This is a genomic window from Halobacterium sp. DL1 (genome assembly GCA_000230955.3).
Taxonomy (GTDB): Archaea; Halobacteriota; Halobacteria; order Halobacteriales; family Halobacteriaceae; genus Halobacterium.
This window is the reverse complement of the sequence record CP007060.1, coordinates 2,708,498-2,734,431: the sequence shown is the minus strand read 5'-3', so window position 1 is coordinate 2,734,431 and position 25,934 is coordinate 2,708,498. Positions and strand designations below refer to the sequence as shown.

Here is a 25,934-nt window from a genome sequence, read left to right as displayed (position 1 = left end):
CGAACAGCTAACTTCCCGTAGTGTCGTTCCCTAGCCATGCCCGGTCCCATGTTCGCGGACGGCGACAGGGTCACCCTCCGGACCGTCGAGGAGGAGGACCTCGAGTTCGTCCAGCGAGTCCGCAACGACCCCGCGGTGCGCCAGCCGCTCACGCTGAACCGCCCGGCGAACGCCGAACAGCTCGAGGAGTTCTTCGAGAACGCCATCTCCAGCGGCGACGGCGCGACCCTCATCGTCTGTCGCGACGAGGAGCCGCTGGGGATGGTGGCGCTGTTCGACGAGGACGACGTCACCGGCACCGCCACCATCGCCTACTACCTCGACCCAGACCAGTGGGGCAACGGCTACGCCACCGAGGCCGTCGGCCTGCTCTGCGAGTACGCGTTCGCCGAGCGCCGCCTGCACAAGCTCCGCGCGGAGGTCATCGAACCGAACGACGGCTCTCGGCGCGTCCTCGAGAAACTCGGCTTCGAGCGCGAGGGACGCCTCCGCGACGAGAAGTTCGTCCGCGGCGAGCACGTCGACATCCACCGCTTCGGTCTGCTGGCCGACGAGTGGGAGGGGGTCTGAGTGCCGGGCCCCGTCTTCGCCGAGGGCGACAGCGTGGCCCTCCACACCATCGAGGAGGAGGACCTGGAGTTCCTCCAGCGCGGCCGCAACCACCCCGAGATCCGCCGCCCGCTGACGGACGTCGACCCGCGCAACGGCGAGCAGATCCGGGAGTACTTCGAGAACAGCGTCTCCGACGACGGCGACGGGTTCGGGTTCCTGGTTTGCCGGAGTGACGACGAGGAACCCGTCGGCGCCGTCCACATACCGTGGATACGGACGAAACACGGGTCCGGGATGCTGATGTACTGGGTGCTGCCGGAACACCAGGGCAACGGCTACGTCACGGAGGCGACGGAGCTGATTCTGGACTTCGCGTTCGAGGAGCGCCGCCTGGCGAAGGTGTACGCCATCGTCCTCGAGACGAACGTCGGCTCCCAGCGCGTGCTGGAGAAACTCGACTTCCAGCGCGAGGGCGTCCACCGCAAGGAGACGTTCGTGGACGGCGAGCGCCGCGACAGCTACCGCTACGGGCTGCTCGCCGAGGAGTGGCTGGATTCCTGACAGCGCGTCGAGTGAAAGTCGCTTCAGCGAACACATAACCCCCCGCAGTCCAACGGTCGTGTATGCCAGGACCCGCGTTCGCGACGGGTGACACCGTCAGCCTCCACCCCATCGAACCCGAGGACCACGAGTTCGTCCAGCGCGGCCGCAACGACCCCGACGTCCGCGTGCCCCTGACCGACACGACCATCCGCACGCTGAGCGACGTCGAGGAGATGCTCGAAGACGAGTCGTACCACTTCCTCATTTGCGCCAGTTCTGCAGACGGCGGGGGACGCGAACCCGTCGGTGTCGTCGCGTTCGGCTACGTCAGCGGCACCGACGAGCGCGGGAGCCTGATGTACTGGGTGGCCCCCGAACACCAGGGGAACGGCTACGTCAGCGAGGCGACCGACCTGTTCCTCGACTACGCCTTCCGGGAGTGTGGCTTCCACAAGGTGACCGCCCGCGTGAACGTCTCCAACGAGGCCTCCGCCGCGGTCCTCGAATCACTGGGCTTCGTCCAGGAGGGCCGCCGCCGGAAGGAGAGCGTCGTCGACGGCGAGTACGAGGACATGTTCACGTACGGCCTGCTGGCCGACGAGTGGCTGGACTGACGGTAGCCGAGTCACTCCCACGCACACCAGGGGAAGACCTATTCCGTCGGTTTTCGGTAGTCGACGTATGCCAGGTCCCGCGTTCGCGTCCGGCGACAGCGTCTCCCTCCACCCCATCGAAGGGGAGGACCACGAGTTTCTCCAGTACGGCCACAACCACCCCGACGTACGGCGGCCGCTCGGGTCGAGCACCATCCGGTCTCGCGGCGACATCGCGGAGGAGGTCGAGGACGACGAGTACCGCTTCCTGGTCTGCGTGGACGAGCGCAGCGAGTCCACGGGAGAAGCGAGCGGTGCGGGCGGCGACCCAGAGCCCGTGGGGGTCGTCGCCCTCCCGTGGGTGTTCGAGGACACGAAGTCGGGCTTCCTGATGTACTGGATAGCGCCGGAGCACCAGGGCAACGGCTACGTGACCGAGGCCATCGAACTCCTGCTGGACTACCTGTTCCGGGAGTGCGGCTTCCACAAGGTCGCAGCGTACGTCTACGAGTCGAACGACGCGTCGGCGGCCGTTCTGGAGTCGCTGGGGTTCGTCCGCGAGGGGACACTGCGGGACGAGATCTTCAGCGACGGCGAGTGGGTGGACGAGTACCGCTACGGCTTGCTCGCCGAGGAGTGGCTGAACTGACCGCACGCGGTCGGCTGGGCGGCTGACGGCCGAAGGCGTTTCCCGCTGGCTGCCGTACGTTCTCCCATGCACACAGAGACGAACAGCGTGCTCGCGTCGCTCGTCGAACGACTCGCCGAGGCCGGCGATGTCGCCACCGTCTACGGCGACCCCGTCGAGCGCGAGGACCGCACCGTGATTCCCGTCGCGCGCGTCTCGTGGGGGTTCGGCGGTGGCGGCGGGACGAGCGAGCCGAGTGACGAGTCGGCCGAGGACGAATCGGTCGAAGGTGAGTCGGCGCAGGGCGCCGGTGAGGGCTACGGGATGGGCGGCGGGATGAGTGCCGCTCCGGTCGGCGCGCTCGAGATCGGCGAGGAGGGAACCCGGTTCGTGCGCTTCGGCGACAGGAAGAAACTGCTCGGTGTCGCACTACTCGCGTTCTTCGTGGGCGTCCTGCTCGGACGGCGATAGCCGGGCCGCGCTAGTCCGCCGCGGCGGACGTGGCGCCCGATTCGACCCCTCGTTTCGCGTCGAGGGCCTCGACGAGCAGTTCCGTGATGTCCGTGACCTCGATGTCGTCCTCGAAGCCGCCGGTCTTCCGGCCGTCCTCGTACATCGTCATGCACATCGGGCACGCGACGACGAAGCGGTCGACGGCGGAACCGGCGTCCGTGTCCTCGAGGGCCTCCCGGATGCGCTCCTCGCTCGGCTTGGGGTCCTCCTCGAAGTCCATCCAGAGGCCACCGCCGCCGCCGCCGCAGCAGAACGAGTCGTCGCGGTTGCGGGGCATCTCGTCGAGCGCGACGCCCGTCGCGCGGATGACCTCGCGGGGCGCCTCGAACTCGCCGTTGTAGCGCCCGAGGTGGCAGGGGTCGTGGTACGTGACGGTGTCGTCGAGTTCCGTACCCGAGAGGCCGAGTGCGCCCTCGTTCACGAGGTTCTCGACGACCTGCGTGTAGTGGTAGACGGAGTCGGCGTCCTCGAAGCCGAACTGGTCGTACTCGTTGGAGAACGTGTTGTACGAGTGGGGGTCCGTGCAGACGACCTTCTCGTAGTCGCACTGTTCGAACGCCTCGATGTTCTCCTCGGCGACCATCTCGAAGAGGCCCTCCTCGCCGACGCGGCGGATGTCGTTGCCGTCGTTCTGCTCGTCCTCGTAGAGGATGCCGTAGGAGACGTCCGCTTCCTCGAGGACGCGGGCGAGTGAGCGCGCGACGTGCTGGTTGCGGTCGTCGTAGGAGGGGTAGTCGCCGACGTACCAGAGGTACTCGACGGCCTCCTCGCGGGCGTCGGGCACCTCGAAGTCGAGTTCCTCGGTCCAGTCGGGACGCTTGCGGTCGGGGTCGCCGAACGTGTTCCCCTTCTGGAAGACGTTCATCACGGCGTCCTCGACGTTCTTGTTCATCTGGCCCGACTCGGTCAGCCGGCGGTTCATCTCCGTGAACTGCGTGACGTGCTCGATGTCTACGGGGCAGGCGTCCATGCACGCCATGCAGGACATGCAGGAGTCCATCGTCTCCGCGTCGATGACGGAGGTGCCGCCGTCGGCGACGATGTCGACTTCGTCGGTCCGGCCCGCCTCCAGGTCCTCCCGGTAGTTCTTCAGGTCGAGGATGACGTCACGAGGGTCGAGCGGGCGGCCGGCGGCCTTCGCCGGGCAGACCGACGAGCAGCGTCCGCACTTCGTGCAGGCGTCGTGGTCGAGCAACTGCTTCCAGGAGAAGTCCTCTATCTCGGAGGGACCGATCTCCTCGGGGCTGGCGTCTTCGGGAACTCGGGGGAGGCGGCGGCCGGCGTCCTCGTCGCGGGCGACGAGGTTCGCGTAACTCGATATCATGTGGAACGGCTTGGCGTACGGCACGGTAGCGACGAACGCGAGCGCGAGCAGCGCGTGACTCCACCAGACCGCGGGGTAGGCGGCGGCCGCTCCCTCGGGGCTCACGCCAACGGCCTGGAGGACGTCGGCGACGAACCAGCCGACGAAGCTCACCGTCTCGAAGGAGACGTTGCGGGTCGCGCTCGTCCCGAGGATGCGGACCCCCTCGGTGACGTAGCCGCCGACGCCGAGCAGGAACAGCGTCCAGACGAACAGGCCGTCCTCGGCGCTGGTGTGTTTGCCCCAGAGGCGGTCGTTGCGCCGCCAGTAGCGCTTGTACAGCGCCATCCCGACACCGACCACGAAGAGGAAGCCCATGGCGTCGAGGACGAACGAGTACGCGAGGTAGAAGTCGCCGACGAAGAAGGAGGGCTGGCCGGCGAAGAGCGTCCAGATGTCCATGTCTATCATCAGGATGGTGGTCCCGATGAGCAGCGTCAGGAAGCCCCAGAGGATGAACGTGTGCATCAGGCCCGCGGTGAGGTCGCGGTCGAACTGCTTCTCGTTGGTGGCGACCAGCTTGCCCGCCTCGACGACCCGCGACGGGAGGTCGGACAGTCTGTCGATGGGGTCCTCGCTCCCCTCCGCGTACGTGCTGAACCGCCGATAGACGCCGAACAGGAAGATGGCGACGGCGACGAAGGCGAGGTAGTAGAACAGCGCCTCGCCGACGTGACCGATGCGCCAGAACGTGGGGCGCGTCTCGGCCCCCGCCTGGGCCAGCGTGAGCGAATACATACCAGAAGACCGGGCTACGACCCGCTTAAACCTTGCCAACAATCGAACAAACGTTGCTGGCGTTCGAACGGGGCCACGCGAACCCCGGTGAACGCCCCGCTGAGGGCGACCCGGCCTGAATTTAGGCAACAGACATTTAGTCGCGGACGAACACAGTATCGGAGTACTGCATGGACGAGAAGACAGAGGAACTCCGTGACATCTTCATCGATGTCGCCGACGACGAAACGGTCACGGAGTCCCAGGCGGACACTCACGGGTCCCTCAGCTCCGAGACGGAGGTCGACGAGCGCCTCCACCAGGCGGTCGCCGACATGCGCGACGGCCTCGAGTTCGACACCGACCTCGACGACGACGAACTGGCGGCCGTCGTCAAGCAGTTCTACGCGGGCGAGAGCGACGCGGAAATCGCCGAGAACGTCGAGGACCTCGACGCCGACGCGGTCGCTCGCACCCGCATGGACCTCCACCTCCTCCGGGAGTCGGACACGGACGTCCCCTTCGACGTCGACCGGCTCAGAGAGCTCCGAGAGACCGACGCGACGCCGGGCGAACTGGCCGAGGAGCTGGACGCCAGCCGCGCCGAGATCCGCCGCTGCGTCCGCGCCCTCGATACGAGAGCCGAGATACGGAGCGTCAACGACCGCTACCGCGCGGAGTTCGAGAACGCGCTCCGCGACCGCGAACTGTCCGAGCGACTCACCAGCACCGTCCACGAGGACGGCCTCGACGAGGCCACCGAGGGCCAGGAGACCGACATCGACTTCTAAGCCGGGGCGAGTCCCCCTCCGCGCCCACCCCACCGACGGGCGTATACCGACAACGGAACACGTGACCAACAGATGAACGAGGGAGGGCCGGAGCGGGACGACCCCACTAACACCGACTCCGCCGAGGACCGATTCGCCGTAGCGTCCTCCGGAGACGTCCTCGAACGGCTGTTCCGTGACAGCCTGGCGAACGCCGTCATCGCGTGGGTGTTCGTCGGCGTGCTCGCGCTCGCCCTCGTTGAGAGCGCCCTCGACTTCGACGGCCAGTGGCTGCTGTTCGTCGCCGGCGTCGCCGCCGTCGTCCTCGTCCCGCCCGTCGCGTTCCGGTCGTGGCGGGCGATGCTGCCGTGGGAACTGCTCGTGCTCGCGCTCCTCCCGATACTGGCGCGCGGGCTGTTCGGCGGCACGGGCGGCACGTTCGCTGTCTATCTCTCGCTCGCCGCAGTCGCCCTCGTCGTGGTCGTGGAGCTCCACCTGTTCACGGCCATGGAGGTGACGCACTGGTTCGCCGTCGCGCTCGTCGTGATGGCCACGCTCGCGTCCGGCGCGGTGTGGGCGGTCGTCAGGTGGACCGCCGACCAGTACCTCGGCACCGCCTACCTCTCCACGAACGAGGCGCTGATGACGGAGTTCCTCTGGGTGACCCTCGCGGGGTTCGCCGCGGGCGTGCTCTTCGACGCCTACTTCCGGCGGCGCGACCGCTGGCTCCGGAGCGCGCTCGAGCGGGTGGTCCGGTGACGCTGCTCCCGCGCCCGTCGGGTGCGAACCAGCGCCGTATCACGCAGGCGATGCGACTCGTCCTCGCGGCGATGGTCGGATACGGTCTGCTCACCGGCAACCCGAAGGCCGTGATGAACGGCAGCGTCGCGCTGGTCATCACGTTCGTCCCCGCCGTCCTTGAGCGCAACTACGACCTCTCGCTGGACCCCTGGCTCGCGCTCTGGCTCACGACTGCGGTGTTGCTCCACTCGCTCGGCTCCTCGGGGCTCTACTCCCACATCGAGTGGTGGGACCACGTCACGCACGCGCTCTCGGCGTCGCTAATCGCCGGCGTGGGCTACACGACGGTGCGAGCCATCGACCTACACCACCGCGACATCATCATCCCTCGGGAGGTGGCGTTCGTCTACATCTTCGTCGTAGTGCTCTCGTTCGGCGTCGTCTGGGAGCTCTTCGAGTTCGGCCTCGACGTCGTCGCCGCCCGGACGGGGATGGAGATGCCGCTCTCCCAGCACGGCCTCGACGACACCGTCGTCGACCTGCTGTACAACTCGCTGGGGGCGCTCGCCGTCGCGGTGTTCGGGCAGGCCCACCTCACCGGCGTGGCCGAGCGCGTCGTCCGATGGTGGCGAACAGGCAGGCGGTGAGCCGCCGAAGGTTCAAGTACGAGACCGGGACCAACCCCACCCGTGCCCGACTCCGTCGCGTTCGGTGATCTCGCTCGCGCCGCCTACTGTCCGCGCCAGCTCTACTACGCTCGCCGCGAGGAGAGCGACCCGCCCGCGGAGTACGAGAACGCCCGTGACGTTGCAACGCGGTACGACGAGCTCGCGGTCGCCTCGGACGCCGCGCTGGCGACGTTCGACCTCGCGGTACCACCCCCTGAGTTCCGGTCGAACCTGCGCGCCAGCCTCGACCGCCACCCCCGGGTAGCCGGCCCCGCGGAAAGCGACGCGTTCCTGCGTGGGAAGGACGCACACGGCCGTGCGGGGAAAGTTCACACGGGTCCGCCCGCGGTCTCTGTGGTCACGCACGGGAGTCCACCCGAACAGGGGGTCTGGGAGCCCCAGTCGGTGCGCGCCGTCGCCGCCGCGAAGGCGCTGTCCTGGCGCGAGGAGACGGCCGTCGAGAGCGCGTACGTCGAGTACGCCCGGCACGGCGTGGTCAGAGAACTTGGCCTCACCACTCGGCGGAAGGCCACCTACCGGCGCGCGCTCCGCGCCGCACGGAGCCTCGACGGGCCGCCGCCGCGACTCCACGACGACGCGAAGTGTGGCGCCTGCGACTACCGCGAGGAGTGCGGGGTCGAGACGAAGACGCTACGCTCGCTGCTGTAGCCACGCCTCCACGGTGTCGGCGTCGGCCCCGCGACGGAGAATCTCGCCGCGCGCGACGTCCACGACGGTGCTCTCGGTGCCCGCCGTCTCCCCGCCGTCCAGCACCGCGTCGACGCCGTCGACGAACGCCGGGTCGAGGTCGCCGGGGTCCGTGACGCTCGGCTGGCCGCTGCGGTTCGCGCTCGTCGCCGTGACGGGGGCGACGCGCTCGAGGAGCGCCAGCGCAACCTCGTGGTCGGGGACGCGGACGCCCACCCTGTCGCGACCACCGGTGAGGACGTCGGGGACGCCCTCGCGCTTCTCGCAGACCACGGTGACCGGGCCGGGGAGGAACTCGGCCATGAACTCGCGCTCCGTCTCGTCGACGCGGACGTACGCCAGGGCGTCCTCCCAGTCGGGGAACGCGAACGACAGCGGGTCGTCCCGGGACCGCCCCTTCGCGTCGAACACGCCGGCGACGGCGTCGGTGTCGAGCGCGTCCGCAGCTAACCCGTACACCGTCTCCGTCGGGTAGACCACGAGCCCGCCGTCACGAATCGCGTCGGCGGCCGCAGCCAGTTCGTCGTCGGTCACGCGCATGGTCGAGCGTTGGGTCGCCCAGTAAAAGGGTTACAGGTCCGCGAGCGCCGCCTCGACCGCGTCGTAGTCCGGGAACTCCGGCCACTCCTCGGCGACCCACGCGTAGGCCACCGTGCGGTCTGGTTCGACGAGGAACACCGCGGGCCGCGGTTCGCTGACGCCCGCCATTCCGTCGAGGTCGTGTTCGACGCCGAACGCCTCGGCGACGCCGTTCTGGGGGTCGCTGAACAGCCCCGTGAACGCCTCGATGCCGCGCTCCTCGATGGTGGTCTTGTGCTCGTACGGCGAGGAGACGGAGACGCCGACGACCTGCGCGCCGTACTCCTCGACGCCGCGGTCCCGGAGTTCGTTCCAGACGTACGTCGCGGGGAACGCGCCGTCCATCGTCGTGAACACGAGCAACACGGGTCCGTCGGCGAGCAGGTCCGACAGCGAGACGTCCTCCCAGTACTCGGCGTTCACGAGCGGGCGGGTGAAGTCGGGTGCCTCCTCGCCCGCCTCGACGTGGTCGGCGTCCGGGAGGTCGACGACGTCGAACTCCAGGTCCATCACGCACCCCCTCCGTACGTCGCCTCGAGGTACTCCACGATGTTCGCGCTCTCGGCCATCGCCACGCCCGTCTCGTCGTCGACGATGGCGGGCACCGTTCGCACGCCGACGATCCGCTGGACGGCGTTGCGCTCGGAGTGCAGCGGTTCGACGAATCGGGAGTGGTAGTCGACGTCCAGTTCGTCGAGTTTCCGGACGACGCGCTCGCAGAACGGGCACGCCTGCAATCTGTACAGCGTGAGGTGGGCGTCGCTGTGGGCCGGCCGGGCTGGTGTCTCTCGCGCGCTCATATCCGCCATTTCGCCCGATTCCCGGGTAAACGCTTCGCCCGCGGCGGTCGCCGCGCCTTCGTTGAGCAAAGTATTAATCCGCCCAGCAGAAAACAACCCCTACGGAATGGGCTCACTGTTGTCTCTGCTGGCGGTAGCGCTGTTTGGCGTCGAACTCACGCAGGACGTGGTCGTCGGCAGCGGTATCGTCACGATGGTCATCCTGATGGTGCTCTCGGGGTTCTTCTCGTCCTCGGAGATCGCCATGTTCTCGCTGGCACGCCACCGCATCGACGTGATGCTCGAGGAGGGGAAACCCGGTGCGGAGGCGGTCGCGGAGCTGAAGGAGGACCCACACCGCCTGCTGGTCACCATCCTCGTCGGGAACAACCTCGTGAACATCGCGATGTCCTCCATTGCCACCGGCCTGCTCGGCTACTACCTCTCCCAGGGGCAGGCGGTGGTCGCGGCGACGTTCGGCGTCACCGCGCTCGTCCTCCTGTTCGGGGAGAGCGCGCCGAAGTCGTACGCCGTCGAGAACACGGAGTCGTGGGCGCTCACCATCGCGGGGCCGCTGCAGTGGTCGGAGCGCTTCCTCTACCCCCTGGTCGTGCTCTTCGACTACCTCACCCGTGCGGTCAACCAGGTGACCGGCGGCCGGGCCGCCATCGAGACGTCGTACGTCACGCGCTCGGAGATCCAGGACATGATCAAGACGGGGGAGCGCGAGGGCGTCATCGACGAGGAGGAGCGGGAGATGCTCCAGCGCATCTTCCGGTTCAACAACACCATCGCCAAGGAGGTGATGACGCCGCGACTCGACATGACCGCCGTCTCGAAGGACGCCACCATCGAGGAGGCCATCCAGACGTGCACGCAGGCTGGCCACGAGCGCATCCCCGTCTACGACGGCGAACTCGACAACGTCATCGGCGTCGTCAGTCTCGAGGACCTCGTCCGCGAGTACCTCTACGGGGAGAGCGAGAACGTCGAACTGGAGGACCTCATCGAGCCGACGCTCCACGTCCCCGAGTCGAAGAACGTCGACGACCTGCTCCAGGAGATGCAGGACGAGCGCGTCCAGCTGGTCGTCGTCATCGACGAGTTCGGCACCACGGAGGGGCTGCTCACGACCGAGGACATCACCGAGGAGATCGTCGGCGAGATACTCGAGGGCGAGGAGGAACTCCCCCTCGACTTCGTCGACGAGGAGACCGTCCGCGTTCGCGGCGAGGTGAACATCGAGGAGGTCAACGAGGCCCTCGATATCGAACTACCGGAGGGCGAGGAGTTCGAGACCATCGCGGGGTTCATCTTCAACCGCGCCGGCCGCCTCGTCGAGGAGGGCGAGTCGTTCCGCTTCGAGAACGTCGAACTCACCGTCGAGCACGTCGAGAACACGCGCATCATGAAGGCCCGCGTGAAGCGACTGCCGGCCGAGGAGGCCGAGGACGTCGACCACGAGTCGCTCGCGGCCGACGGCGAGCGGTAGGCGAAGCCGGCCGACCGGCTTGCAGACCGCCCTAACTCCACTCGCAACCGGTTCTCGGAAGAGCCAGCTTGTACGGAGAGCAATCAGCGGGCTGTGTCTGAGGACCGCGTCAGAGGACCGCGTCGATGGCGACGAATGCGCCGTAACTGATGCCGAGCGCGAGCGCGAGCGACGCGACCCACGCCAGCACCGTGAACAGCATCTTACGGCTGCTCACGCCACCGCCGGTCGAGGCCGCGTAGCCGGAGCCGATGATGGCGCTGACGATGATCTCGTTGAACGAGACGGGGATGCCGAAGAAGACGGCGGTCTGGGCGATGGCGAAACTCGGGATGAGCGCGGCGATGGAGCGCCGCGGCCCCAGCGAGGAGTAATCCTGCGCGAGCGCCTTGATCATCCGCGGGGCGCCGGTCCACGACCCGGCGAGCAGGCCGATGCCGCCCCCGACCAGAACGTAGGTCAGCGGCACGTCGTCGCCGACCAGCGGGAGCAGCGGGCCGACCGCGAGGCCGACCTGACTGCCGCCCGCGGAGAACGCCACGAGGCCGCCGAGTGCGAGCAGGAAGTGGCGCTGCCCGCGCTCGGCGTCACGGTCCATGTCGCGGCGCAGCAGGACGGCGACGACCACCGCCACCGCGACGGTCGTGGCGACGTGTACAGCGAGTTCGTACTCGCCGGCGGCGACAGCTGTCGCCCGCGCGAACGACCGGCTCACGCCCGCCGGGCCGAGGAAGACGAACTGGACGTTGGCGACGATGGCGCCGACGACGGCCGCGAGCACGGGGACGGTGACGCGGTCGACGTCGAGCGACCGGAGCCCCCGCGCCATCCCGTAGGCGATGCCGCCGCCGGCGAACGGCGTCAGCACCCACAGCGTCGCTATCTGCTGGTACTTCGGCCACGCCGCGCCGCCGCCCATCGCCAGGCCCGTGCCGACGACGGCGCCCGTGACGGTGAACGCGGTGGCTATCGGGTAGCCCGCGAACACGCCGACGGCGACAAGCGCGGCGGCCGTGATGAGCGCCGTGGTCGCCGCCAGCGGGGAGAGCGTCACCCCGACGATGAGCTCCCGCCCGACCGCCTCGGAGACGTTCGCGCCCTGGAAGACGGCGCCCGCGAGTCCGAGCAGGCCGACGACGAAGCCGGCCCGCATCACCGTGATGGCGTTCGCGCCGACCGCCGGGGCGAACGGCGTCGACCCCGAGGAGCCGGCGCCGATGGCCCACGCCATGAACAGGCTCGCCAGTGCGGCGACCGCGAGCGTCGCGAGGGCCGTTCCACTCATTGACCCCCACCTCTGGGTGGCCCGACCAAGAGAGTACCGACACAGCGAGAGCTCGCCGCCTTCGGAACGGTCACCCGAGAACTCAGTTCGTCGTCGACTTCGCGTCGCCGTTCTGCTCGGGCGGTTCGACGCCCTCGGCCGCTTCCGCGGTGTCGGTCTCGCGCTCGGTGTCGACGTGCCAGCGGTCGATATCCTCGAACGACTCGAGGTAGTCGCGGACCGCGTCCTTCATGTCGTCGTCGTTGACGTTCACCTCGAACGTGAACTCCTCCTGGCTGCGCACCCGCTGGATGTTCGCGCTCACGAGGTCGTTGTCGAAGTAGTAGGGCGCGACCTGCGTCATCACGTTCTGGTAGACGGCGTTCTCGACCTTCCGGAGCACCTTCCGGCCCGCGGTGTCGGCCGCGCGCTTCACGTGCCCGAGGGAGTCCTGCCACTTGTCGACGGCCTCCTCCTCCTCGCCGTCGCCGAGGCGCTCGTAGGACTCCGTGAGCTGTTCGCCCGCGGCCTGGAGGTCCTCGTTCGGGTCCTTCCCGGCCTTCTCGCCCTCGCCCTCGTCGACGCTCGCCTGGTCGGCGGTCTTCTCGTTGACCTCGTTCTCGATGCGCTCGTGGGCCTTCGGGCGCCACTCGTTCCACTCGTCGAACGCATCGCCGTACGCCTCCTCGGCGCCGGCCTCGCGGAGCGCGTGCGTGACGCGCTCCCCGTGTTCGACGATGTCTCCCCAGTCGCCGCGCCGCTTGAACCCGGCGACACTCTCCTCCATGGTTGTCGCGTCTAGCGTGTGGAGAATTAAATCCCTTGTCGGCATCGTGTGGGCACGGCGCACGCGGGCCGCGAGCCATAGCGGGTTTTAAGCAGTCGCGGGGTCCGCCACTAGGTATGCCCATCGAAGACCGCGGCGACGCCCACGTCATCACACACGCGCTGGCAAAAGACACGCTCTCGCGGCTCCGCGACGTCGATACCGAGCAGGTCGGCTTCCGCAAGGGCCTCGTGAAACTCGGCCGCATCTCCGGCTACGAGATCATCGACGGCGCGATGGACACGGAGTTCGTCTCCATCCAGACGCCGCTGACCGAGACCACCGGCGAGCGCGTGAAGGGCCTCGACGACGTCGTCATCATCAACGTGTTGCGGGCCGCCACGCCGTTCGTCGAGGGACTGCTGAAGGCGTTCCCCCGCGCGAAGCAGGGCGTCATCAGCGCGGGCCGCGACGAGGAGGCCGGGATGAACGACGAGGGCGAGTTCCCCATCACCATCGACTACGTGAAACTCCCCGAGATCTCCTCGGACGACACCGTCATCGTCGCCGACCCGATGCTCGCCACCGGGTCGACGATGACGACCGTCCTCGACTACGTCACCGACGAGGCGCCCGACGACGTCGAACACCTCTTCGTGCTGTCGGCCGTCAGCGCTCCCGACGGACTGCTCCGCGTCAGCGAGCAGTTCCCGTCGGCGGACCTCCTCACTGTCGCCATCGACGACCACCTCGACGACGACGGCTTCATCGTCCCCGGCCTCGGCGACGCCGGCGACCGCGCGTTCCGCACGACGTAGCCCCGCAACCGGGCCGAATCGACGCCTCTCCGTTCTGCCGTCAGTCTCTCAGCCGTGGCTGGTGAGACCCGCAGGTTGAAGATGCCACCCGTCCACGTCCACGCCATGAGTGACGACGCCGACACGGAGCCGTGTGACTGGTGCGGGGACGCGGTGGCGAACCCGCTCTCGCGGACCGTCCGCGTGACCGTCGACCGCTCCCAGATAGACAGCCAGCGACTCTGCCCGGAGTGTTTCGCCAACTGGATCGACCGCTACGAGGAGAAGATGCGGCCCGAGGAGCCCGATGAGGACACGGGCCCGCAGCCGGCCAGCGAGGACACCGACATCATCGTCGACTGAGCGCCACGCAGGACCGTTTCGGGTCGAGAGAGCGCCCCGAATCCGGCCCGTTCGAACCCCTTCGCTTCACCTCCGCTCCACCACTCTGTACTGCGGTTTCCCGGCTCAGAACTCCCGTGGAAACGCACCCCCGTAGCGCTACCGAGAACTACCGACTCTTCACGCCTCGTCCTCGCCGACCGAGAGGCCGTCGCCGCGCTCGCGGTCGAGGGCTCGCGGCGCGTCCTGGGTCTCCGCGTACCCGTCGAACCAGCGCGCGATGCGCTCGATGCGGTCGACGACGTGACCGGGCTCACCCGACCGCGAGAGTTCGTGCCCCTCGCGGGGGTAGCGCACCAGCCGGGTGTCGACGTCCTGGCGCTTGAGCGCGCGGTAGAACAGCTCCGCGGTGTTCGCGGGCGTTCGGTAGTCGTCCTCGGCGTGCACGACGAGCGTCGGCGTGTCCACGAGGTCGGCGTACGTCGCGGGGGACTGCTCGGCGAGGAACTCGTAGTCCGCCCAGGGGACCGCGCGGAAGTCCCCCTCGACGAGCTGGAAGACGTCCGTCGAACCGTAGAAGCCCGTGAGGTCGTAGACGCCGCGCTGGGCGACCGCCGCGTCGAAGAAGTCCGTGTGCCCGACCGCCCACGCGGTCATGAACCCGCCGAAGCTCCCGCCCGTGACGAACGCGTCGTCGGCGACGTAGTCGCGGTCGGCGACCTCGCGGGCGCCTGCCAGCACGTCCTGGAGGGTGGCGTCCCCCCAGTCGCGCTCGATGGCCCGCATGAACGCCTCGCCGTAGCCCGCGGAGCCGCGCGGGTTGCACCAGAAGACGACGTAGCCGCGCGCCGCGAGCGTCTGGAACTCGTGCCACATGGACCCAGTCGTCGACCACATCCGGTGTGGGCCGCCGTGGATCTCCACGACCAGCGGGTACTCCTCGTCCGGGTCGAAATCGGGCGGCGTCAGCACCCAGCCCTGGATTTTCTCGCCGTCCGGCGCCTCGAACTGGAGTTCCTGGGGCTGGCCGACCGCGCGGTCGTCGAGGTAGTCCGCGTTGACTCGCGTCAGCCGGTTCTCCTCGGCGCCGCCCGGCGTCGCCGCCACCACGTCGCCCGGGTGGTCCCACTCCGACTGGACGACGCCGACGGCGTCCCGCGCGACCGAGAAGCCGTGGACGTGTCGGTCGCCGCCCAACACGACCTCGACGCCATCGTCGTCGATGCGCCGCAGCGCGTAGCCGCCCTCGTCGGGCGTGCAGACGTAGAGGTAGTCCCCGTCCGGGCTCCACGCCGGTGCGTGACTCGGGTTCCACAGTTCCAGCGTGCGGTCGAGGTCGGCGGTGACGCGCTCGACGTCGCCGCTCGCGCGGTTGTAGACGTCGACCTCGATTTGCGAGAGCGTCGGGTCGTCCGCGGGCCGCGTCGTGTACGCGATTCTGTCGCCCTCGTCTCCGGCGTGGGCCGCCAGTTTGGGTCCCCACCCCTCGACGGTCGTCACCACGGTCTCCTCGCCGGTGGCAGGGTCGACGGCCGCCAGCTCCCACTCCAGCCGGTCGTCGGCGTCGACCCCTCGACGAATCGGGTAGTAGAGCGCGTCGGCGCCCCACGCTGGCCCGAGGCAGTCCGCGACGCCCTCGGTGACGCGGGACACCTCGTTCCCTTCGAGGTCCACGAGGTAGGCGTGGGAGCGCGCGCCGTCGGCGTACGACTCGTCCGCGCGGTAGACGTGTCGGTCGATTACCCTGGGGTCCGGGTCCTCGCGCTCGTACTCCTCGTCGGTGTCCAGGTCGAGGTCACGCTCGCGCTCCTCCGGGCGGACGGACTGCACGAACGCGATGCGGTCGCCGTCTGGCCCCCACGCGATGTTGGAGACGCCGCCGACGACGTCGGTCACCTGCTCGGCCTCGCCGCCGTCGACGGGGAGCACCCACAAGTGCGGGCGGTCGTCACTGGCTCCGCGAGTGGAGACGAACGCGAGACGGTCTCCCGAGGGGCTCCACGTCGGTTCGCTGTCGACGCCCTCCGCGACGGTGAACCGTCGGGACTCGTCACCGCCCACCGACGCGACGTGGACGGTCGCCTCGTAATCGGTGTCCGAGTCGGGCGCCTGCTTGACGTACGCGACGCGCTCGCCGTCCGGGGAGACGGCCGGGTGGGAGAGCCGCGAGAACTCGTGGTAGTCGCCGGCCTCGACGCGGTTCATGGGGCGGTTGTCGCCCGGCGCGCGCAAAGGCGTTGCGCAACCCGGAGCAGAGCAACGTTACTCCACTTCGGCCCGGCCGCTGGTCGCGTTCTGGATGCGCTCGCGGAGTGCGCCGCTCTCCTCGCGGGCGACGGTCACGTCGAAGGCCGCGCGCTCGCCGTAGTCGGCGTCGAACTCGCAGTCCGCGCTCTCCAGGATGCCGCGAACGGTGCCCGAATCGTCGTACGCCACGCTGACATCGAATCGCTCCTGTGGCCGCTGCTCGACGAGACTGGCGTCGTCGACGGCCTCCTTGACGGCCCGCGAGTAGGCGCGGGCGAGGCCACCGACGCCGAGATTCGTCCCGCCGTAGTACCGCGTGACGACCACCACGGCGTTCTCCACGTCGCGCTGCTGGAGGACGTTCAGCGCTGGCTTTCCGGCGGAGCCGGTGGGCTCGCCGTCGTCGGACTGGTACTCCCGCAGGAGGTGGCCGTCTCCGGGACCCCCGGACTCAACCCGAACCCGGTAGCAGGGGACGTTGTGGGTCGCGTCCGGGTGGCGTTCCTCCACGTCGGCGACGAACGCCTCGGCGTCCTCGACGGTCGCCGCCGGTGACGCGTAGCCGACGAACTCCGAGCCCTGCACCTCGAAGTCGGCCTCCCCCCGGCCGGCGACGGTCCGGTACGCGTCGGTCACACCACCGCATCCGGGCCCGAGAGAGTTGCCGCTTGCGGTTCCGCCCACAAGGGTTAAGCACGCGCTCTCGCAATCAGGACTCAGATGGCCGAGCTGACGACTCCGGACTTCCTCTACATCGCGTCGAGCGTCGCGCTCTCCCTCTCGGGGCTGGCGATGGTGGCGATCGCCGCCAACGCCTACCTGGAGACGGAGCGCCGCGAGATGCTCACCCTCTCTGTCGGGTTCTGCATCGTCGTTGCCGCTGCAATCGCCACCACGGTCTCCGCGTTCGGCCAGGACTTCGCGGACGCCGTCCTGCTGTTGACGGTCAACTACGCCATCACGACCGTCGGCTACCTCTTCATCATCGCCAGCGTCGTCAACAGGAACTAGGCGCCAGTCGAGTCAGGAGAGTTCGACCGACCGCACGAACGGCAGTTCCATCAGTTCGGTCACCACCTCGCCCGGGAGCGCCTCGTCGGTCACCAGGTAGAGCCGCGGTTCGTCCGTGAACTCCGGGTCCTCGCTGATGGTCTGGCGGATGCTGATGTCGCGGTCGGCGAGCAGTCCGGCGACATGCGCGACGATGCCGGGCTCGTCGGCGTCGGCCACCTCGACGGTGACGACGTGCAGGTCGAGGACGGGCGCGAGGTCCATCAGGCTCGGAATCTGGCTGATGTTCTGGAAGATGCGCCGGAGTTCGTCGTCTGCGAGAATTGCCTCCGTCGTGGAGTCGACGACCCGGCGGTCGACGCCCGCCTCCTGGGCGACTTGCGTGTACGGAATCTCGATGTCGCCGGAGACCACCCGACCCTCGTCGTTCACGGAGAACCCGCGCTCGAGGAGGAGGCGGATGACGGCCTGCTGGCCGGGGCTCCCCTCGAACTTCTGCATGATGTCCTCGAACATGCGCGAACCGAGACGGCGTGCCGTGAAAACGGTGTGGGTGGCGAGCAGACTTTTGCCCCCGCGCTCCCACGTGGGTCGTATGCGCCAACTCGACAGCTGTGATTTCTGTGGCGAGCGGGCCGAGGGCGTCTTCGAGGTCGTCCCCGGGTCGGCCGCGGGCGGCGCCCGCCGCCTCGCGCTCTGCTCGGACTGCCGCGAGACGCTCCAGTCGGTCGTCGACCCGCTGCTCGACGACGCGAAACGGACGACTGCGTCGAGTGACAGCCAGGGCGCCGCCGACTCGCCCGACGACGAACCGGACCCGCGGGGGGCCAGCGACACGTCCGACTCCGTCCCCGATGCCGAACCCGCCGAGGAGACGGACTCCGTCAGCGAGTCGGTCAGCCAGCGTGACGCGGACAGCGAGGGTGTCACCATCCAGTCCGGCGGCTCGGAGGCGAGTCCCCAGGAACGGCGGCCCGACGGCTACGCGCAGGTGATCCGTCTGCTCCAGAACCGCGAGGGCGCGATGCCGCGAGCGGACCTCCGGTCGCTCGCGACGAACGCCTACGACCTCCGCGAGCGCACGTTCGAGGACGCGCTCGAAGCGGCCGTGGAGAACGGTGACGTCGAGGAGACAAGCGGCGGCCTGCGGACGGTCTAGAGTTCGCCCTTCGTCGAGGGCGTGTCCGAGCGCCGGCCGTCGATGCGCGTGGCGTCGTCGAGGGCGCGCGCCGCGCCCTTGAACAGCGCCTCTATCTCGTGGTGAGCGTTCTCGCCGTCGACCCCGCAGTGGAGCGTGAGGCCCGCGTGCGTCGACAGCGACCGGAAGAAGTGCCGCGCCATCACGCTCGTGAACTCGCCGACGCGCGCCTGGCTGAACTCCCCGTCGAACTCGTACAGCGGCCGCCCGGAGACGTCGACGACGACGCTCGCCACGGCCTCGTCCAGCGGGACGCGCCGGTCCGCGAACCGCTCGATGCCGCGCTTCTCGCCGAGGGCCTCGTCGAAGGCCTGTCCGAGTGTGATGCCGACGTCCTCGACGGTGTGGTGGTCGTCTATCTCGAGGTCGCCGTCGCAGCGCACGGTCAGGTCGAAGAGGCCGTGCCTGGCGAACGACGTCAGCATGTGGTCGAAGAAGCCGATGCCGGTGTCCACCGTGCTGTCGCCGTCGCCGTCCACGTCGAGAGTCACCTCGATGTCCGTCTCGGCCGTCTCCCGGGTCACGGCCGCAGTTCGGTCGGTCATGACTCGTTGTTCTCGCGCTCCCACAAGGTCGTTCCGCTCGCGTGAGACCGTGTCACAGGACGAACTCGCACTTCGGGAGTCGGGGCGGCTGTCGTCGGTGTCCCCAGTCAGGCGGTCGACGCCTCGGGCGGCTGGACTGCGACGACGCCGTCGGCGTCGACGGAGTCGTAGAGCGGCGGCAGCTCCACTGGGGGCGTGTTCGAGACCGCTGAGACCACCGAGACGATGGCCAGCGGCATCGACTCGGCGTCGCCGTCGAACGACGCCCGGTAGGTCTCCGTCTCGGCGTCGAAGGTGAGCGCCTCGCGTGGGTCCACTGCGTCCCACTCGCCACCCGCCACGTCCGGGGTCGCGGGGAGCTCCTGTGGGGAGAAGTCGGTCATACGGGCGGGAGGCGAGCGAGCGACATATGGCTTGTTCAATAGCCATCTGGTAGTTCGACGGGGTTCGACAGCCACGCCCGGCAATCTCCGGGTGTCCACCAGCGGAACCGCGAGTTCTGCACCTCTGAGAGGATTAATTGAAACTTTGTTTCACTTCACAACACTCAATTGAGTGCCTTGGGAGATGAGAAAAAGGGGTACCATTATTCGTCTGACGGGCGTCTGACATACCGTTCACACGCTGCGCACACGGGCCCGACGGGTCACCCACCAATGGAATATCAACACTCCCTCGACCACGAGAGTAAAGACGAACTGCTCGCGCTCCTCGCCGACCAGCACCGACGCTCGACGCTAGTCTACTTCCTGGAGTCTGCCGACGAGGTGGCGTCGCTCCGGGAACTCTCTGCGGCGGTCAGCGAGCGGAGTGACACGGCCGACGAGGAGGCGCGCGTGCAGCTCCACCACTCGGCGCTCCCTCGACTGGATTCGGCCGGTGTCGTCGACTACGACGCGGAGAACAACACGGTCCAGTACCGGGGGCACCCGGAACTGGAGACGCTGGTCGGTCTCGTCGCAGAGGTGTAGCGGGTACCTCTACTCCACGGCGGCACGGGCCGCCTCTAACGTGAAGTTCCCCTCGTACAGCGCGGTGCCGACGACGACGGCTGCCGCGCCCGCTTCCTTCAGCTCGACGACGTCCTGGACGTCAGCGACGCCGCCGCTCGCGATTATCGGGATGTCGACGCTGTCCGCGAGTTCGCGGACCGGCTCCGTCCGCACGCCCGTCTGCTGGCCCTCGACGTCGACGTTCGTGAACAGGATGGCGCCCGCACCGAGGTCGGCGTAGCGGCCGGCGGCCTCGACGGGGTCGATACCGGTCCCCTCCGTCCACCCCTCGACGACGACCTCGCCGTCCTTCGCGTCGAGGCTCACCACGACGCTGCCGGGCTGCTCGGCGCTGATCTCGCCGACGATTTCGGGGGTTTCGACGGCGGCGGTGCCGAGGATGACGCGGTCGACGCCGCGCTCCAGCAGGTCCGTCGCGTCCCCGACCGTGCGGATGCCGCCGCCGACCTGGACGCCGACGTCCGTCGCGTCGATGATGGCCTCGATGGCCGCGGCGTTCGCGCGCGCGCCCTCGAAGGCGCCGTCGAGGTCGACGAGGTGGAGCGTCTCGGCGCCCGCCTCGACCCACCGCGTTGCGGCCTCGACCGGGTCGCCGTACTGTCGTCCCGTCCCGCGCTCGCCGGCCACCAGCTGGACGACTTCCCCGTCCTGGACGTCCACCGCCGGCACCACCTCGAAGGAGTCGAAGGTCATGCCGGCTGCTTTCGCCCTCCGGACCAAAAGCCTCGCGGCCCGGCGCTGAACTCCGCTCGCCGCCACGAACGCGCCGTAGCGCCGTATCAACCCCTCGCTTCGAACAAAAACTACTATGACTGCGGGCCTCGAACCCACGGACGATGCCGACGGTTGAATACCTGAACTACGAGACGCTGGACGACCAGGGCTGGGACATGGACGACGACGACCTCTTCGAGAAGGCCTCCGACGCGGGCCTCGACGAGGAGGACTACGGCACGCTCGACGTCGCCGAGGGCGAGTACATCCTCGAGGCAGCCGAGGCGCAGGGCTACGACTGGCCCTTCTCGTGCCGCGCTGGCGCGTGTGCGAACTGCGCGGCAATCGTCTTCGACGGCGAGATCGACATGGACATGCAGCAGATCCTCTCCGACGAGGAGGTCGAGGAGAAGGACGTCCGCCTCACCTGCATCGGCTCGGCGCAGACGGACGAGGTCAAGATCGTCTACAACGCAAAGCACCTCGACTACCTGCAGAACCGCGTCATCTGAAGGCCACGCGACCCAGCTACCAGACTCTGCCCCGGTCCGGCAGGACGGCTGGACGCACTTTTCCACCGGGTGTACCGACGCCCACCGTCCGTTCCGGGGCCCGCCGCTCTCTCCTCGTCGTCCCCGTTTTGGCGCCAACGCCTAGTGAGTAGGCCGCGTACTGACGGGCGGTGTCAACTCGTGTTCCACGACAGAACCGACGCCGGCCGACAGCTCGCCGACCTCATCGACCGGGAGGACGTGGATGGGGACGTCGTCCTCGCCATCCCTCGCGGCGGACTCCCCGTCGCGCGTCCAGTCGCCGACTTTCTCGGTGCGCCACTCGGCGTCGTCGTCGCGTCGAAGATCGGCGCGCCCGACAACCCCGAACTCGCCGTCGGCGCCGCCACCGCCGACGGCAGTAGCTGGCTGAACGAGGACGTCATCGAGCGCCTGGGCGTCTCCGATGAGTACGTCGAGCGCGAACGCGAGCGGGAGACGGAGAACGCACGCGAGAAAATCCGGCAGTACCGTGACGGCCGGGACCCGCCGGACATCGCGGGGAAACGCGTGGTCGTCGTCGACGACGGCATCGCCACCGGCGCGACCGTCAAGGCCTGCCTACGGCAGGTCGCCGAGGCCGGCGCGGAGCACGTGACGCTCGCCGTCCCCGTCGCCGCGCCGGGCGTCCTCGAGGACCTCTGGGTCGACGCCGACGAGGTCGTCGTCGTCGAGAGTCCGCCGCACTTCACCGCTGTCGGCCAGTTCTACGAGGACTTCGGTCAGATCTCCGACGAGGAGGCGATGACGTACCTCGACGACCGAGGGTCGAGGGACGGGTAGGGTCCGGGAACGCCGTTCGCGACCACCCGTCACGTCCCGCCGTAGTTCTCCTCGAAGAGGACGACCAGCTGCTTGAAGAAGCCGACGACGATCGGGCCGTAGAACAGCCCCATCACGCCGAAGACGTAGACGCCGCTGAAGACGCCCAGGAGCACCGTGCCAGAGTGGAGTTCCGAGCCCCGGCCGACGACCTTCGCCCGCAGGAGGTCGTCGACGACGGCGACGGCGGTCAGGCCGTACACGAGGAGGAAGCCGGCCTCCAGCAGGCGGTTCGTGAGCCCGAGGTAGATGACCGCGGGGCCGAGCACCGCGGCGACGCCGACGACCGGGAACAGCTCCACGACCATCATCACCGCCGTCCAGAAGACGACGTGGGGGATGCCGACCACGAAGAGGCCGACGCCGGCGACGACCCCCTGGACGAACGCCACGAGCACGTGCCCCTTCAGCACCGCCCACGTGGTCTCGGCCGCGCCGTCGAACAGCGCCTGCTGCACGTCGTCGTCGAGCGGCGTCACGTCGCGAATCCACGCCACAAGCCGGTCGCCGTCCTTCAGCAGGTAGTAGAGCAGGAACACCAGCAGCACCAGCCCCAGGAAGGCGTGGGTCGCGCCGCTCACGAGCGTCGAGATGTCGCCCACGAGGATGTCGCCGAGCTGCCGTGGGACGTCCGAGACCAGCGACTCCACCGGGACGTCGACGCCGAGCAGTCGGTCGAGGCGCTGGTCGATCCGCCGCCGGGTGAACAGGTCCTGGACGGTCCGGGAGACGCTGCTCACGTCCGCCGGCAGCGTTCGCACGAGTATCGCGACGGGGGCGGCTACCGCCAGGGCGGCGCCGACGACGAGCGCGAAGGCCGCCGGACCGTCACCGATTTCGGGTGCGAGGCGCCGCTGGAGCGGCGCGAGCACGAACGCGAAGAGGAGGGCGGCGAGCAGGAACGTCAGAAACGGCTGGAGGAGCTGCGCCACCAGCAGCCCGAACACCGCGAGCAGCAGCCCGAAGAACAGCTTCCGGCCGTCTACGTGGACGGACATCGCGGCCCCCCGTCGAGGCGGCGTGCACTGGTCGCGGCCGTTCGAGCACAGCGCTCGCGGCCGCTCACGGGACGCCTCCTGCCGGCCGGTTGCGCCCCCCGGACCTGTGCAGTCCGGTCGGCCGGCGGACGCCGCCTCGGCGGGCAGTCACTGGCGAAGCAGGCTGTAATCATGCGTACAGTACCATACCGCTCCCAGACGGAAGAACTCCGGCTCCGTCCGGACGGCGTCGAGACCCGCCGGCAGCCGTGTGGCCGTGGCCACGTTCCAAGGGTAACACCTAAGCGAACGGCGTCCCCGACACCCGGTAGTGGACGCCTCGATACCCGACCTGCTGCGGCTCCTCGTCGTCCCCGCGCTCGGCTGGGCGGCGATTTGCGACCTGCAGACGCGCCGCGTCACGAACGACCTCTGGCCGCCGTTCGTGGTGCTCGGCGCCGTCCTCCTGCTCTGGGAGGGGCTGCTGGCGCTCGGGACCCCCAACGGTTTCCAGTGGTTCGTCGTGCAGGTCGCCTTCAGCCTGCTGTTCATCGTCCCGCTGGCGTACGCGTTCTGGTACGTCGGCGGGTTCGGCGGCGCCGACGCCCGAGCGCTGATGGTGCTCGCCGTCCTCTTCCCCACCTACCCACAGTACGAGGTGGCGGGCCACGCGCTCCCGGCCGTTCAGACGGTCCTCGGCGTGTTCTCGATGACCGTGCTCACCAACGCCGTGCTCATCGGGCTGACGTACCCGGTGTTCCTCGGCGTCCGGAACGCGCTCGCCGGCGAGTTCTCCTACGTGATGTTCGTCGGACGCCGCCTCCCCGTCGGGCGACTGACCGACACCCACGGCAGCCTCCTCGAGGCCGAGTCCGGGTTCACCCGCTCCGGCCTCGACCTCGACGCGCTCCGGATGTACCTCCGGTGGCGCGGCGTCTCTCTCGGCGACCTCCGCGAGGACGCCGCGCTCCGGGACCCCGACACGCTCCCCGCGGAGTCTAACGACCCGACAGACGGCGCCGTCGCGACGGACGGCAGCGGCGATCCGTGGGGCGCGGCCGCCTTCCTCGAAGATATCGACAGCAGCGCCTACGGCACCACGCCCGCACAGCTCCGCGAGGGCCTCAACGTCGTCACCGAGCAGGACGACGTCTGGGTGACCCCCGGCGTGCCGTTCATCGTGCCGCTGTTCGTCGGCCTGCTCGTCGCGCTGACGGGTGGCGACATCCTCCAGTACGCGCTGGAAGCGATGGGGCTGGCCTGAGCCGAGACCGCCGCGCGGCGGGCGCTCTCGCGACGCGCAACGACTAACCGCTCGCGGCCCGCTCGTCCGGTATGGACTTCGACGTCGAACTCGACTTCGGCGAGGACGGCCTCGTCCCCGTCGTCGCCCAGGACACCGACGGCGAGGTGGTGATGCTCGCCTACGCCGACCGCGAGGCCGTCGAGACCACCGCCGAGACGGGCCGCGCGCACTACTACTCCCGCTCCCGCGAGGAACTCTGGGAGAAGGGCGCGACCAGCGGCCACACCCAGACAATCGAGGAGATTCGCGTGGATTGCGACGGCGACGCGCTCCTCTACGTCGTCGAGCAGTCTGGTGGGGCCTGCCACACCGGCTACGAGTCGTGTTTCTACCGCACGCTCGACGGCGAGGTTGTTGGTGAGCAGGTGTTCGACCCCGACGACGTGTACTGAACGAGTCGTTTTCTCTGGGACGACCTTCTGATTCGTGGGCGAGAACACCGAGAAAGCCCCAGGTAGCTGCACTCCCGCGACTCGCTGCGCGCTTCACTCTTGTTGGTCGCTCAGTGCTTTCTAGGTGTCGTACTCACAACTCCCCCGGACAGGCTCAACTGGACACACAAATCCTAACGACAGAAAGCCTATCTGCGAGAGCGCACACGTTCCAGACATGCCAGACGCGAAGGCCGCACCCGACGGCCTCGTCGCGGACCTCCGCCGCGCCCGGGACGCCCGCGAGGACGCCGCCGAGGCGGTCGCGGACGTCGGCGAGTCCCGCCTGAAAACCCTCCGCGCGGCGCTCGACGAACTCGACCGGCTGTTCGACCAGTACGAGGACGACGCCACCGGCACCGGCGACTTCGAGTCCTACCTCGCCTTCCAGGACGACCTCGTGGCGTTCGTCGAGGGCCTAGACGAGGACCTCCCGGAGCGCGACGCCTTCGAGTCGCTGCTGACGCTGTTCAAGAAGAAGCGGCTCTCCGAGGCGGACTTCGCGGAAGCCCGCGAACGACTCGCCGATGCCCGGGACCTCGTCGGCCGTCTCGACCATCTGGAGGACGCGAAGTCGCGGTACGCGAAGACCCGCAAGGCGGTCGCGGAGCGGGCGGACGAGCACGCCGCGGAGGTCGAGCGCCTCGAACGCCTCGAGCGACTCGGGGCCGCGGACCTCGACGCGCCGGTCGAGGACCTCCGGAATCCCATCGAGACGTACGACGAGGCGGTCCGCGACTCGTTCCGCGAACTTCGCGCCCAGGAACCGGCGCGCGACGTGCTGGCGTTCGTGGAGACGGCGGCCTCCTACTCGCTGGTAGAGTTCGAACCGGTGCCCGAGGACCTCGCCGCGTTCGTCACGGACCACGAGGCGGGCACCGAACCGCTCTCGCAGTTGCTGGAGTACGCCGATTACTCGCAGTCGAAACTCGACCACTACGTCGCCAACCCGCGGGCGCTGAAGCGCGCCGTGGGCGGCAACCGGACGTACCTCGACCGGCTCTCCGCGGAGCCGTTGACCGTCGGCTGGCCGGCCGCGCCCGCCGACGAACTGCGCTACCGGCTCGACGAACTCGTATCGGTCGTGGCGCGGGTCGCCGACGAGGACGTCGTCGCCGCGCTCCACGCGGTCCGCGCTCGGGTCCGCGACGACGACTACGAGCGCCTGCAGACGGCCGCCGTCGCCGAACACGAACTCACGCCGAGCGAGAAAGAGGAGATTGCGGCGGGCGTCGAGTCCGACCTCGAAGCCGCCCGGGAGGCCGAACAGGAACTCCGCGAGGCGCTGGAGACGTACTGAGAAC

Annotated in this window: 33 protein-coding genes; 20 read left to right on the top strand and 13 right to left on the bottom strand. The window is 68.9% G+C overall.

Annotated elements, in window-relative coordinates; genetic code table 11:
* Positions 1-36 precede the first annotated feature (36 nt).
* The 5 genes from HALDL1_16270 (at position 37) to HALDL1_16250 (ending at position 2,787) form a co-directional block, all read left to right on the top strand.
* Positions 37-570, top strand: a complete 534-nt coding sequence (locus HALDL1_16270) for an acetyltransferase (GenBank protein ID AHG04978.1) — start codon at positions 37-39, stop codon at positions 568-570.
* Entirely contained in the window at positions 571-1,113 is a 543-nt protein-coding gene (locus HALDL1_16265; protein ID AHG04977.1) for an acetyltransferase, read from the top strand. It begins immediately after the preceding gene.
* Positions 1,114-1,175: 62 nt separating this feature from the next.
* The gene (locus tag HALDL1_16260) at positions 1,176-1,709 is read left to right on the top strand and encodes an acetyltransferase (protein ID AHG04976.1); all 534 of its coding nucleotides are present in this window, start codon (positions 1,176-1,178) and stop codon (positions 1,707-1,709) included.
* A 67-nt stretch (positions 1,710-1,776) separates the two neighbouring features.
* The gene (locus HALDL1_16255; protein ID AHG04975.1) at positions 1,777-2,337 is read left to right on the top strand and encodes an acetyltransferase; all 561 of its coding nucleotides are present in this window, start codon (positions 1,777-1,779) and stop codon (positions 2,335-2,337) included.
* Positions 2,338-2,403: 66 nt separating this feature from the next.
* Positions 2,404-2,787, top strand: a complete 384-nt coding sequence (locus tag HALDL1_16250) for a hypothetical protein (protein ID AHG04974.1) — start codon at positions 2,404-2,406, stop codon at positions 2,785-2,787.
* 10 nt (positions 2,788-2,797) lie between these two features.
* Here the strand turns inward: HALDL1_16250 and HALDL1_16245 are convergent, their stop codons facing one another.
* The gene (locus HALDL1_16245) at positions 2,798-4,915 is read right to left on the bottom strand and encodes a Fe-S oxidoreductase (protein ID AHG04973.1); all 2,118 of its coding nucleotides are present in this window, start codon (positions 4,913-4,915) and stop codon (positions 2,798-2,800) included.
* 185 nt (positions 4,916-5,100) lie between these two features.
* Between HALDL1_16245 and HALDL1_16240 the strand changes: the two genes are divergently transcribed.
* The 4 genes from HALDL1_16240 (at position 5,101) to HALDL1_16225 (ending at position 7,757) form a co-directional block, all read left to right on the top strand.
* Positions 5,101-5,700 carry a hypothetical protein gene (locus HALDL1_16240; GenBank protein ID AHG04972.1) on the top strand — a complete coding sequence of 200 codons (600 nt, stop codon included), beginning with the start codon at positions 5,101-5,103 and terminating at the stop codon, positions 5,698-5,700.
* 72 nt (positions 5,701-5,772) lie between these two features.
* The gene (locus HALDL1_16235) at positions 5,773-6,438 is read left to right on the top strand and encodes a hypothetical protein (GenBank protein ID AHG04971.1); all 666 of its coding nucleotides are present in this window, start codon (positions 5,773-5,775) and stop codon (positions 6,436-6,438) included.
* 50 nt (positions 6,439-6,488) lie between these two features.
* Positions 6,489-7,067, top strand: coding sequence for a hypothetical protein (locus HALDL1_16230; GenBank protein ID AHG04970.1), 579 nt, complete (start codon positions 6,489-6,491; stop codon positions 7,065-7,067).
* A 42-nt stretch (positions 7,068-7,109) separates the two neighbouring features.
* A complete protein-coding gene (locus HALDL1_16225) occupies positions 7,110-7,757 on the top strand; it encodes a hypothetical protein (protein AHG04969.1) in 648 nt (215 codons plus the stop codon).
* On the opposite strand, the gene HALDL1_16220 is transcribed toward HALDL1_16225, so the two are convergent.
* Genes HALDL1_16220 through HALDL1_16210 form a run of 3 tightly spaced genes read right to left on the bottom strand, consistent with a single transcriptional unit; the run spans position 7,740 to position 9,175 of the window.
* Positions 7,740-8,336 carry a tRNA threonylcarbamoyladenosine biosynthesis protein gene (locus HALDL1_16220; GenBank protein AHG04968.1) on the bottom strand — a complete coding sequence of 199 codons (597 nt, stop codon included), beginning with the start codon at positions 8,334-8,336 and terminating at the stop codon, positions 7,740-7,742. The two genes, HALDL1_16225 and HALDL1_16220, sit on opposite strands and share 18 nt — an antisense overlap.
* A 30-nt stretch (positions 8,337-8,366) precedes the next feature.
* On the bottom strand, positions 8,367-8,885 hold the full coding sequence (locus HALDL1_16215) for a peroxiredoxin (protein ID AHG04967.1): 519 nt from the start codon (positions 8,883-8,885) through the stop codon (positions 8,367-8,369).
* The gene (locus HALDL1_16210; GenBank protein AHG04966.1) at positions 8,885-9,175 is read right to left on the bottom strand and encodes a glutaredoxin; all 291 of its coding nucleotides are present in this window, start codon (positions 9,173-9,175) and stop codon (positions 8,885-8,887) included. The genes HALDL1_16215 and HALDL1_16210 overlap by 1 nt, the downstream gene beginning before the upstream one ends.
* Positions 9,176-9,281: 106 nt before the next feature.
* Between HALDL1_16210 and HALDL1_16205 the strand changes: the two genes are divergently transcribed.
* A complete protein-coding gene (locus tag HALDL1_16205) occupies positions 9,282-10,646 on the top strand; it encodes a DNA-binding protein (protein AHG04965.1) in 1,365 nt (454 codons plus the stop codon).
* Between the two features lie 109 nt (positions 10,647-10,755).
* On the opposite strand, the gene HALDL1_16200 is transcribed toward HALDL1_16205, so the two are convergent.
* Both HALDL1_16200 and HALDL1_16195 read right to left on the bottom strand, forming a co-directional pair.
* Positions 10,756-11,931: a sodium-dependent phosphate transporter gene (locus HALDL1_16200; protein ID AHG04964.1), complete on the bottom strand. Its 1,176-nt coding sequence runs from the start codon at positions 11,929-11,931 to the stop codon at positions 10,756-10,758.
* A gap of 82 nt (positions 11,932-12,013) precedes the next feature.
* Positions 12,014-12,697: a hypothetical protein gene (locus tag HALDL1_16195; protein ID AHG04963.1), complete on the bottom strand. Its 684-nt coding sequence runs from the start codon at positions 12,695-12,697 to the stop codon at positions 12,014-12,016.
* Between the two features lie 116 nt (positions 12,698-12,813).
* On the opposite strand from HALDL1_16195, the gene HALDL1_16190 reads away from it, so the two are divergent.
* A complete protein-coding gene (locus HALDL1_16190) occupies positions 12,814-13,494 on the top strand; it encodes a uracil phosphoribosyltransferase (protein ID AHG04962.1) in 681 nt (226 codons plus the stop codon).
* A gap of 105 nt (positions 13,495-13,599) precedes the next feature.
* Positions 13,600-13,836, top strand: coding sequence for a hypothetical protein (locus tag HALDL1_16185; protein ID AHG04961.1), 237 nt, complete (start codon positions 13,600-13,602; stop codon positions 13,834-13,836).
* A 159-nt stretch (positions 13,837-13,995) separates the two neighbouring features.
* Here HALDL1_16185 and HALDL1_16180 read toward each other — a convergent pair whose 3' ends face one another.
* Positions 13,996-16,020: an acylaminoacyl-peptidase gene (locus tag HALDL1_16180; GenBank protein AHG04960.1), complete on the bottom strand. Its 2,025-nt coding sequence runs from the start codon at positions 16,018-16,020 to the stop codon at positions 13,996-13,998.
* 57 nt (positions 16,021-16,077) lie between these two features.
* Positions 16,078-16,698 carry a hypothetical protein gene (locus HALDL1_16175; protein ID AHG04959.1) on the bottom strand — a complete coding sequence of 207 codons (621 nt, stop codon included), beginning with the start codon at positions 16,696-16,698 and terminating at the stop codon, positions 16,078-16,080.
* Positions 16,699-16,791: 93 nt separating this feature from the next.
* Between HALDL1_16175 and HALDL1_16170 the strand changes: the two genes are divergently transcribed.
* On the top strand, positions 16,792-17,073 hold the full coding sequence (locus HALDL1_16170) for a hypothetical protein (protein AHG04958.1): 282 nt from the start codon (positions 16,792-16,794) through the stop codon (positions 17,071-17,073).
* Between the two features lie 12 nt (positions 17,074-17,085).
* Here the strand turns inward: HALDL1_16170 and HALDL1_16165 are convergent, their stop codons facing one another.
* Positions 17,086-17,589, bottom strand: coding sequence for an amino acid-binding protein (locus tag HALDL1_16165; protein ID AHG04957.1), 504 nt, complete (start codon positions 17,587-17,589; stop codon positions 17,086-17,088).
* A gap of 79 nt (positions 17,590-17,668) precedes the next feature.
* Between HALDL1_16165 and HALDL1_16160 the strand changes: the two genes are divergently transcribed.
* The gene (locus tag HALDL1_16160) at positions 17,669-18,232 is read left to right on the top strand and encodes a hypothetical protein (protein AHG04956.1); all 564 of its coding nucleotides are present in this window, start codon (positions 17,669-17,671) and stop codon (positions 18,230-18,232) included.
* Here HALDL1_16160 and hisB read toward each other — a convergent pair.
* On the bottom strand, positions 18,229-18,816 hold the full coding sequence (gene hisB / locus HALDL1_16155; GenBank protein AHG04955.1) for an imidazoleglycerol-phosphate dehydratase: 588 nt from the start codon (positions 18,814-18,816) through the stop codon (positions 18,229-18,231). The two genes, HALDL1_16160 and hisB, sit on opposite strands and share 4 nt — an antisense overlap.
* Before the next feature lie 107 nt (positions 18,817-18,923).
* Positions 18,924-19,199 carry a hypothetical protein gene (locus HALDL1_16150; GenBank protein AHG04954.1) on the bottom strand — a complete coding sequence of 92 codons (276 nt, stop codon included), beginning with the start codon at positions 19,197-19,199 and terminating at the stop codon, positions 18,924-18,926.
* 273 nt (positions 19,200-19,472) lie between these two features.
* On the opposite strand from HALDL1_16150, the gene HALDL1_16145 reads away from it, so the two are divergent.
* On the top strand, positions 19,473-19,787 hold the full coding sequence (locus tag HALDL1_16145; protein AHG04953.1) for a hypothetical protein: 315 nt from the start codon (positions 19,473-19,475) through the stop codon (positions 19,785-19,787).
* Between the two features lie 9 nt (positions 19,788-19,796).
* Here HALDL1_16145 and HALDL1_16140 read toward each other — a convergent pair whose 3' ends face one another.
* On the bottom strand, positions 19,797-20,522 hold the full coding sequence (locus tag HALDL1_16140; GenBank protein AHG04952.1) for a 1-(5-phosphoribosyl)-5-[(5-phosphoribosylamino)methylideneamino] imidazole-4-carboxamide isomerase: 726 nt from the start codon (positions 20,520-20,522) through the stop codon (positions 19,797-19,799).
* Between the two features lie 143 nt (positions 20,523-20,665).
* Here HALDL1_16140 and HALDL1_16135 point away from each other — a divergent pair, with 143 nt between their 5' ends.
* Both HALDL1_16135 and HALDL1_16130 read left to right on the top strand, forming a co-directional pair.
* Complete coding sequence (locus HALDL1_16135) at positions 20,666-21,055, top strand: ferredoxin (GenBank protein ID AHG04951.1); 390 nt, start codon at positions 20,666-20,668, stop codon at positions 21,053-21,055.
* 180 nt (positions 21,056-21,235) lie between these two features.
* Positions 21,236-21,877, top strand: a complete 642-nt coding sequence (locus tag HALDL1_16130; GenBank protein ID AHG04950.1) for a phosphoribosyl transferase — start codon at positions 21,236-21,238, stop codon at positions 21,875-21,877.
* 29 nt (positions 21,878-21,906) lie between these two features.
* Here the strand turns inward: HALDL1_16130 and HALDL1_16125 are convergent, their stop codons facing one another.
* A complete protein-coding gene (locus HALDL1_16125) occupies positions 21,907-22,914 on the bottom strand; it encodes a hypothetical protein (protein AHG04949.1) in 1,008 nt (335 codons plus the stop codon).
* A 310-nt stretch (positions 22,915-23,224) separates the two neighbouring features.
* On the opposite strand from HALDL1_16125, the gene HALDL1_16120 reads away from it, so the two are divergent.
* The 3 genes from HALDL1_16120 (at position 23,225) to HALDL1_16110 (ending at position 25,930) form a co-directional block, all read left to right on the top strand.
* Positions 23,225-24,157 carry a peptidase A24 gene (locus HALDL1_16120; GenBank protein ID AHG04948.1) on the top strand — a complete coding sequence of 311 codons (933 nt, stop codon included), beginning with the start codon at positions 23,225-23,227 and terminating at the stop codon, positions 24,155-24,157.
* Between the two features lie 71 nt (positions 24,158-24,228).
* Entirely contained in the window at positions 24,229-24,591 is a 363-nt protein-coding gene (locus HALDL1_16115; GenBank protein ID AHG04947.1) for a phosphoribosyl-AMP cyclohydrolase, read from the top strand.
* 217 nt (positions 24,592-24,808) lie between these two features.
* A complete protein-coding gene (locus HALDL1_16110; GenBank protein AHG04946.1) occupies positions 24,809-25,930 on the top strand; it encodes a hypothetical protein in 1,122 nt (373 codons plus the stop codon).
* Positions 25,931-25,934: the final 4 nt, after the last annotated feature.

What these genes read in the sequence shown, in the direction of transcription:
- HALDL1_16270 (AHG04978.1), top strand. Translation starts at nt 37, where the DNA reads ATGCCCGGTCCCATGTTCGCGGACGGCGACAGGGTCACCCTCCGGACC.
- HALDL1_16260 (AHG04976.1), top strand. Translation starts at nt 1,176, where the DNA reads ATGCCAGGACCCGCGTTCGCGACGGGTGACACCGTCAGCCTCCACCCC.
- HALDL1_16255 (AHG04975.1), top strand. Translation starts at nt 1,777, where the DNA reads ATGCCAGGTCCCGCGTTCGCGTCCGGCGACAGCGTCTCCCTCCACCCC.
- HALDL1_16250 (AHG04974.1), top strand. Translation starts at nt 2,404, where the DNA reads ATGCACACAGAGACGAACAGCGTGCTCGCGTCGCTCGTCGAACGACTC.
- HALDL1_16240 (AHG04972.1), top strand. Translation starts at nt 5,101, where the DNA reads ATGGACGAGAAGACAGAGGAACTCCGTGACATCTTCATCGATGTCGCC.
- HALDL1_16235 (AHG04971.1), top strand. Translation starts at nt 5,773, where the DNA reads ATGAACGAGGGAGGGCCGGAGCGGGACGACCCCACTAACACCGACTCC.
- HALDL1_16230 (AHG04970.1), top strand. Translation starts at nt 6,489, where the DNA reads ATGCGACTCGTCCTCGCGGCGATGGTCGGATACGGTCTGCTCACCGGC.
- HALDL1_16220 (AHG04968.1), bottom strand. Translation starts at nt 8,336, where the DNA reads ATGCGCGTGACCGACGACGAACTGGCTGCGGCCGCCGACGCGATTCGT.
- HALDL1_16215 (AHG04967.1), bottom strand. Translation starts at nt 8,885, where the DNA reads ATGGACCTGGAGTTCGACGTCGTCGACCTCCCGGACGCCGACCACGTC.
- HALDL1_16210 (AHG04966.1), bottom strand. Translation starts at nt 9,175, where the DNA reads ATGAGCGCGCGAGAGACACCAGCCCGGCCGGCCCACAGCGACGCCCAC.
- HALDL1_16205 (AHG04965.1), top strand. Translation starts at nt 9,282, where the DNA reads ATGGGCTCACTGTTGTCTCTGCTGGCGGTAGCGCTGTTTGGCGTCGAA.
- HALDL1_16200 (AHG04964.1), bottom strand. Translation starts at nt 11,931, where the DNA reads ATGAGTGGAACGGCCCTCGCGACGCTCGCGGTCGCCGCACTGGCGAGC.
- HALDL1_16195 (AHG04963.1), bottom strand. Translation starts at nt 12,697, where the DNA reads ATGGAGGAGAGTGTCGCCGGGTTCAAGCGGCGCGGCGACTGGGGAGAC.
- HALDL1_16190 (AHG04962.1), top strand. Translation starts at nt 12,814, where the DNA reads ATGCCCATCGAAGACCGCGGCGACGCCCACGTCATCACACACGCGCTG.
- HALDL1_16185 (AHG04961.1), top strand. Translation starts at nt 13,600, where the DNA reads ATGAGTGACGACGCCGACACGGAGCCGTGTGACTGGTGCGGGGACGCG.
- HALDL1_16180 (AHG04960.1), bottom strand. Translation starts at nt 16,020, where the DNA reads ATGAACCGCGTCGAGGCCGGCGACTACCACGAGTTCTCGCGGCTCTCC.
- HALDL1_16165 (AHG04957.1), bottom strand. Translation starts at nt 17,589, where the DNA reads ATGTTCGAGGACATCATGCAGAAGTTCGAGGGGAGCCCCGGCCAGCAG.
- HALDL1_16160 (AHG04956.1), top strand. Translation starts at nt 17,669, where the DNA reads ATGCGCCAACTCGACAGCTGTGATTTCTGTGGCGAGCGGGCCGAGGGC.
- hisB (AHG04955.1), bottom strand. Translation starts at nt 18,816, where the DNA reads ATGACCGACCGAACTGCGGCCGTGACCCGGGAGACGGCCGAGACGGAC.
- HALDL1_16150 (AHG04954.1), bottom strand. Translation starts at nt 19,199, where the DNA reads ATGACCGACTTCTCCCCACAGGAGCTCCCCGCGACCCCGGACGTGGCG.
- HALDL1_16145 (AHG04953.1), top strand. Translation starts at nt 19,473, where the DNA reads ATGGAATATCAACACTCCCTCGACCACGAGAGTAAAGACGAACTGCTC.
- HALDL1_16140 (AHG04952.1), bottom strand. Translation starts at nt 20,522, where the DNA reads ATGACCTTCGACTCCTTCGAGGTGGTGCCGGCGGTGGACGTCCAGGAC.
- HALDL1_16135 (AHG04951.1), top strand. Translation starts at nt 20,666, where the DNA reads ATGCCGACGGTTGAATACCTGAACTACGAGACGCTGGACGACCAGGGC.
- HALDL1_16125 (AHG04949.1), bottom strand. Translation starts at nt 22,914, where the DNA reads ATGTCCGTCCACGTAGACGGCCGGAAGCTGTTCTTCGGGCTGCTGCTC.
- HALDL1_16115 (AHG04947.1), top strand. Translation starts at nt 24,229, where the DNA reads ATGGACTTCGACGTCGAACTCGACTTCGGCGAGGACGGCCTCGTCCCC.
- HALDL1_16110 (AHG04946.1), top strand. Translation starts at nt 24,809, where the DNA reads ATGCCAGACGCGAAGGCCGCACCCGACGGCCTCGTCGCGGACCTCCGC.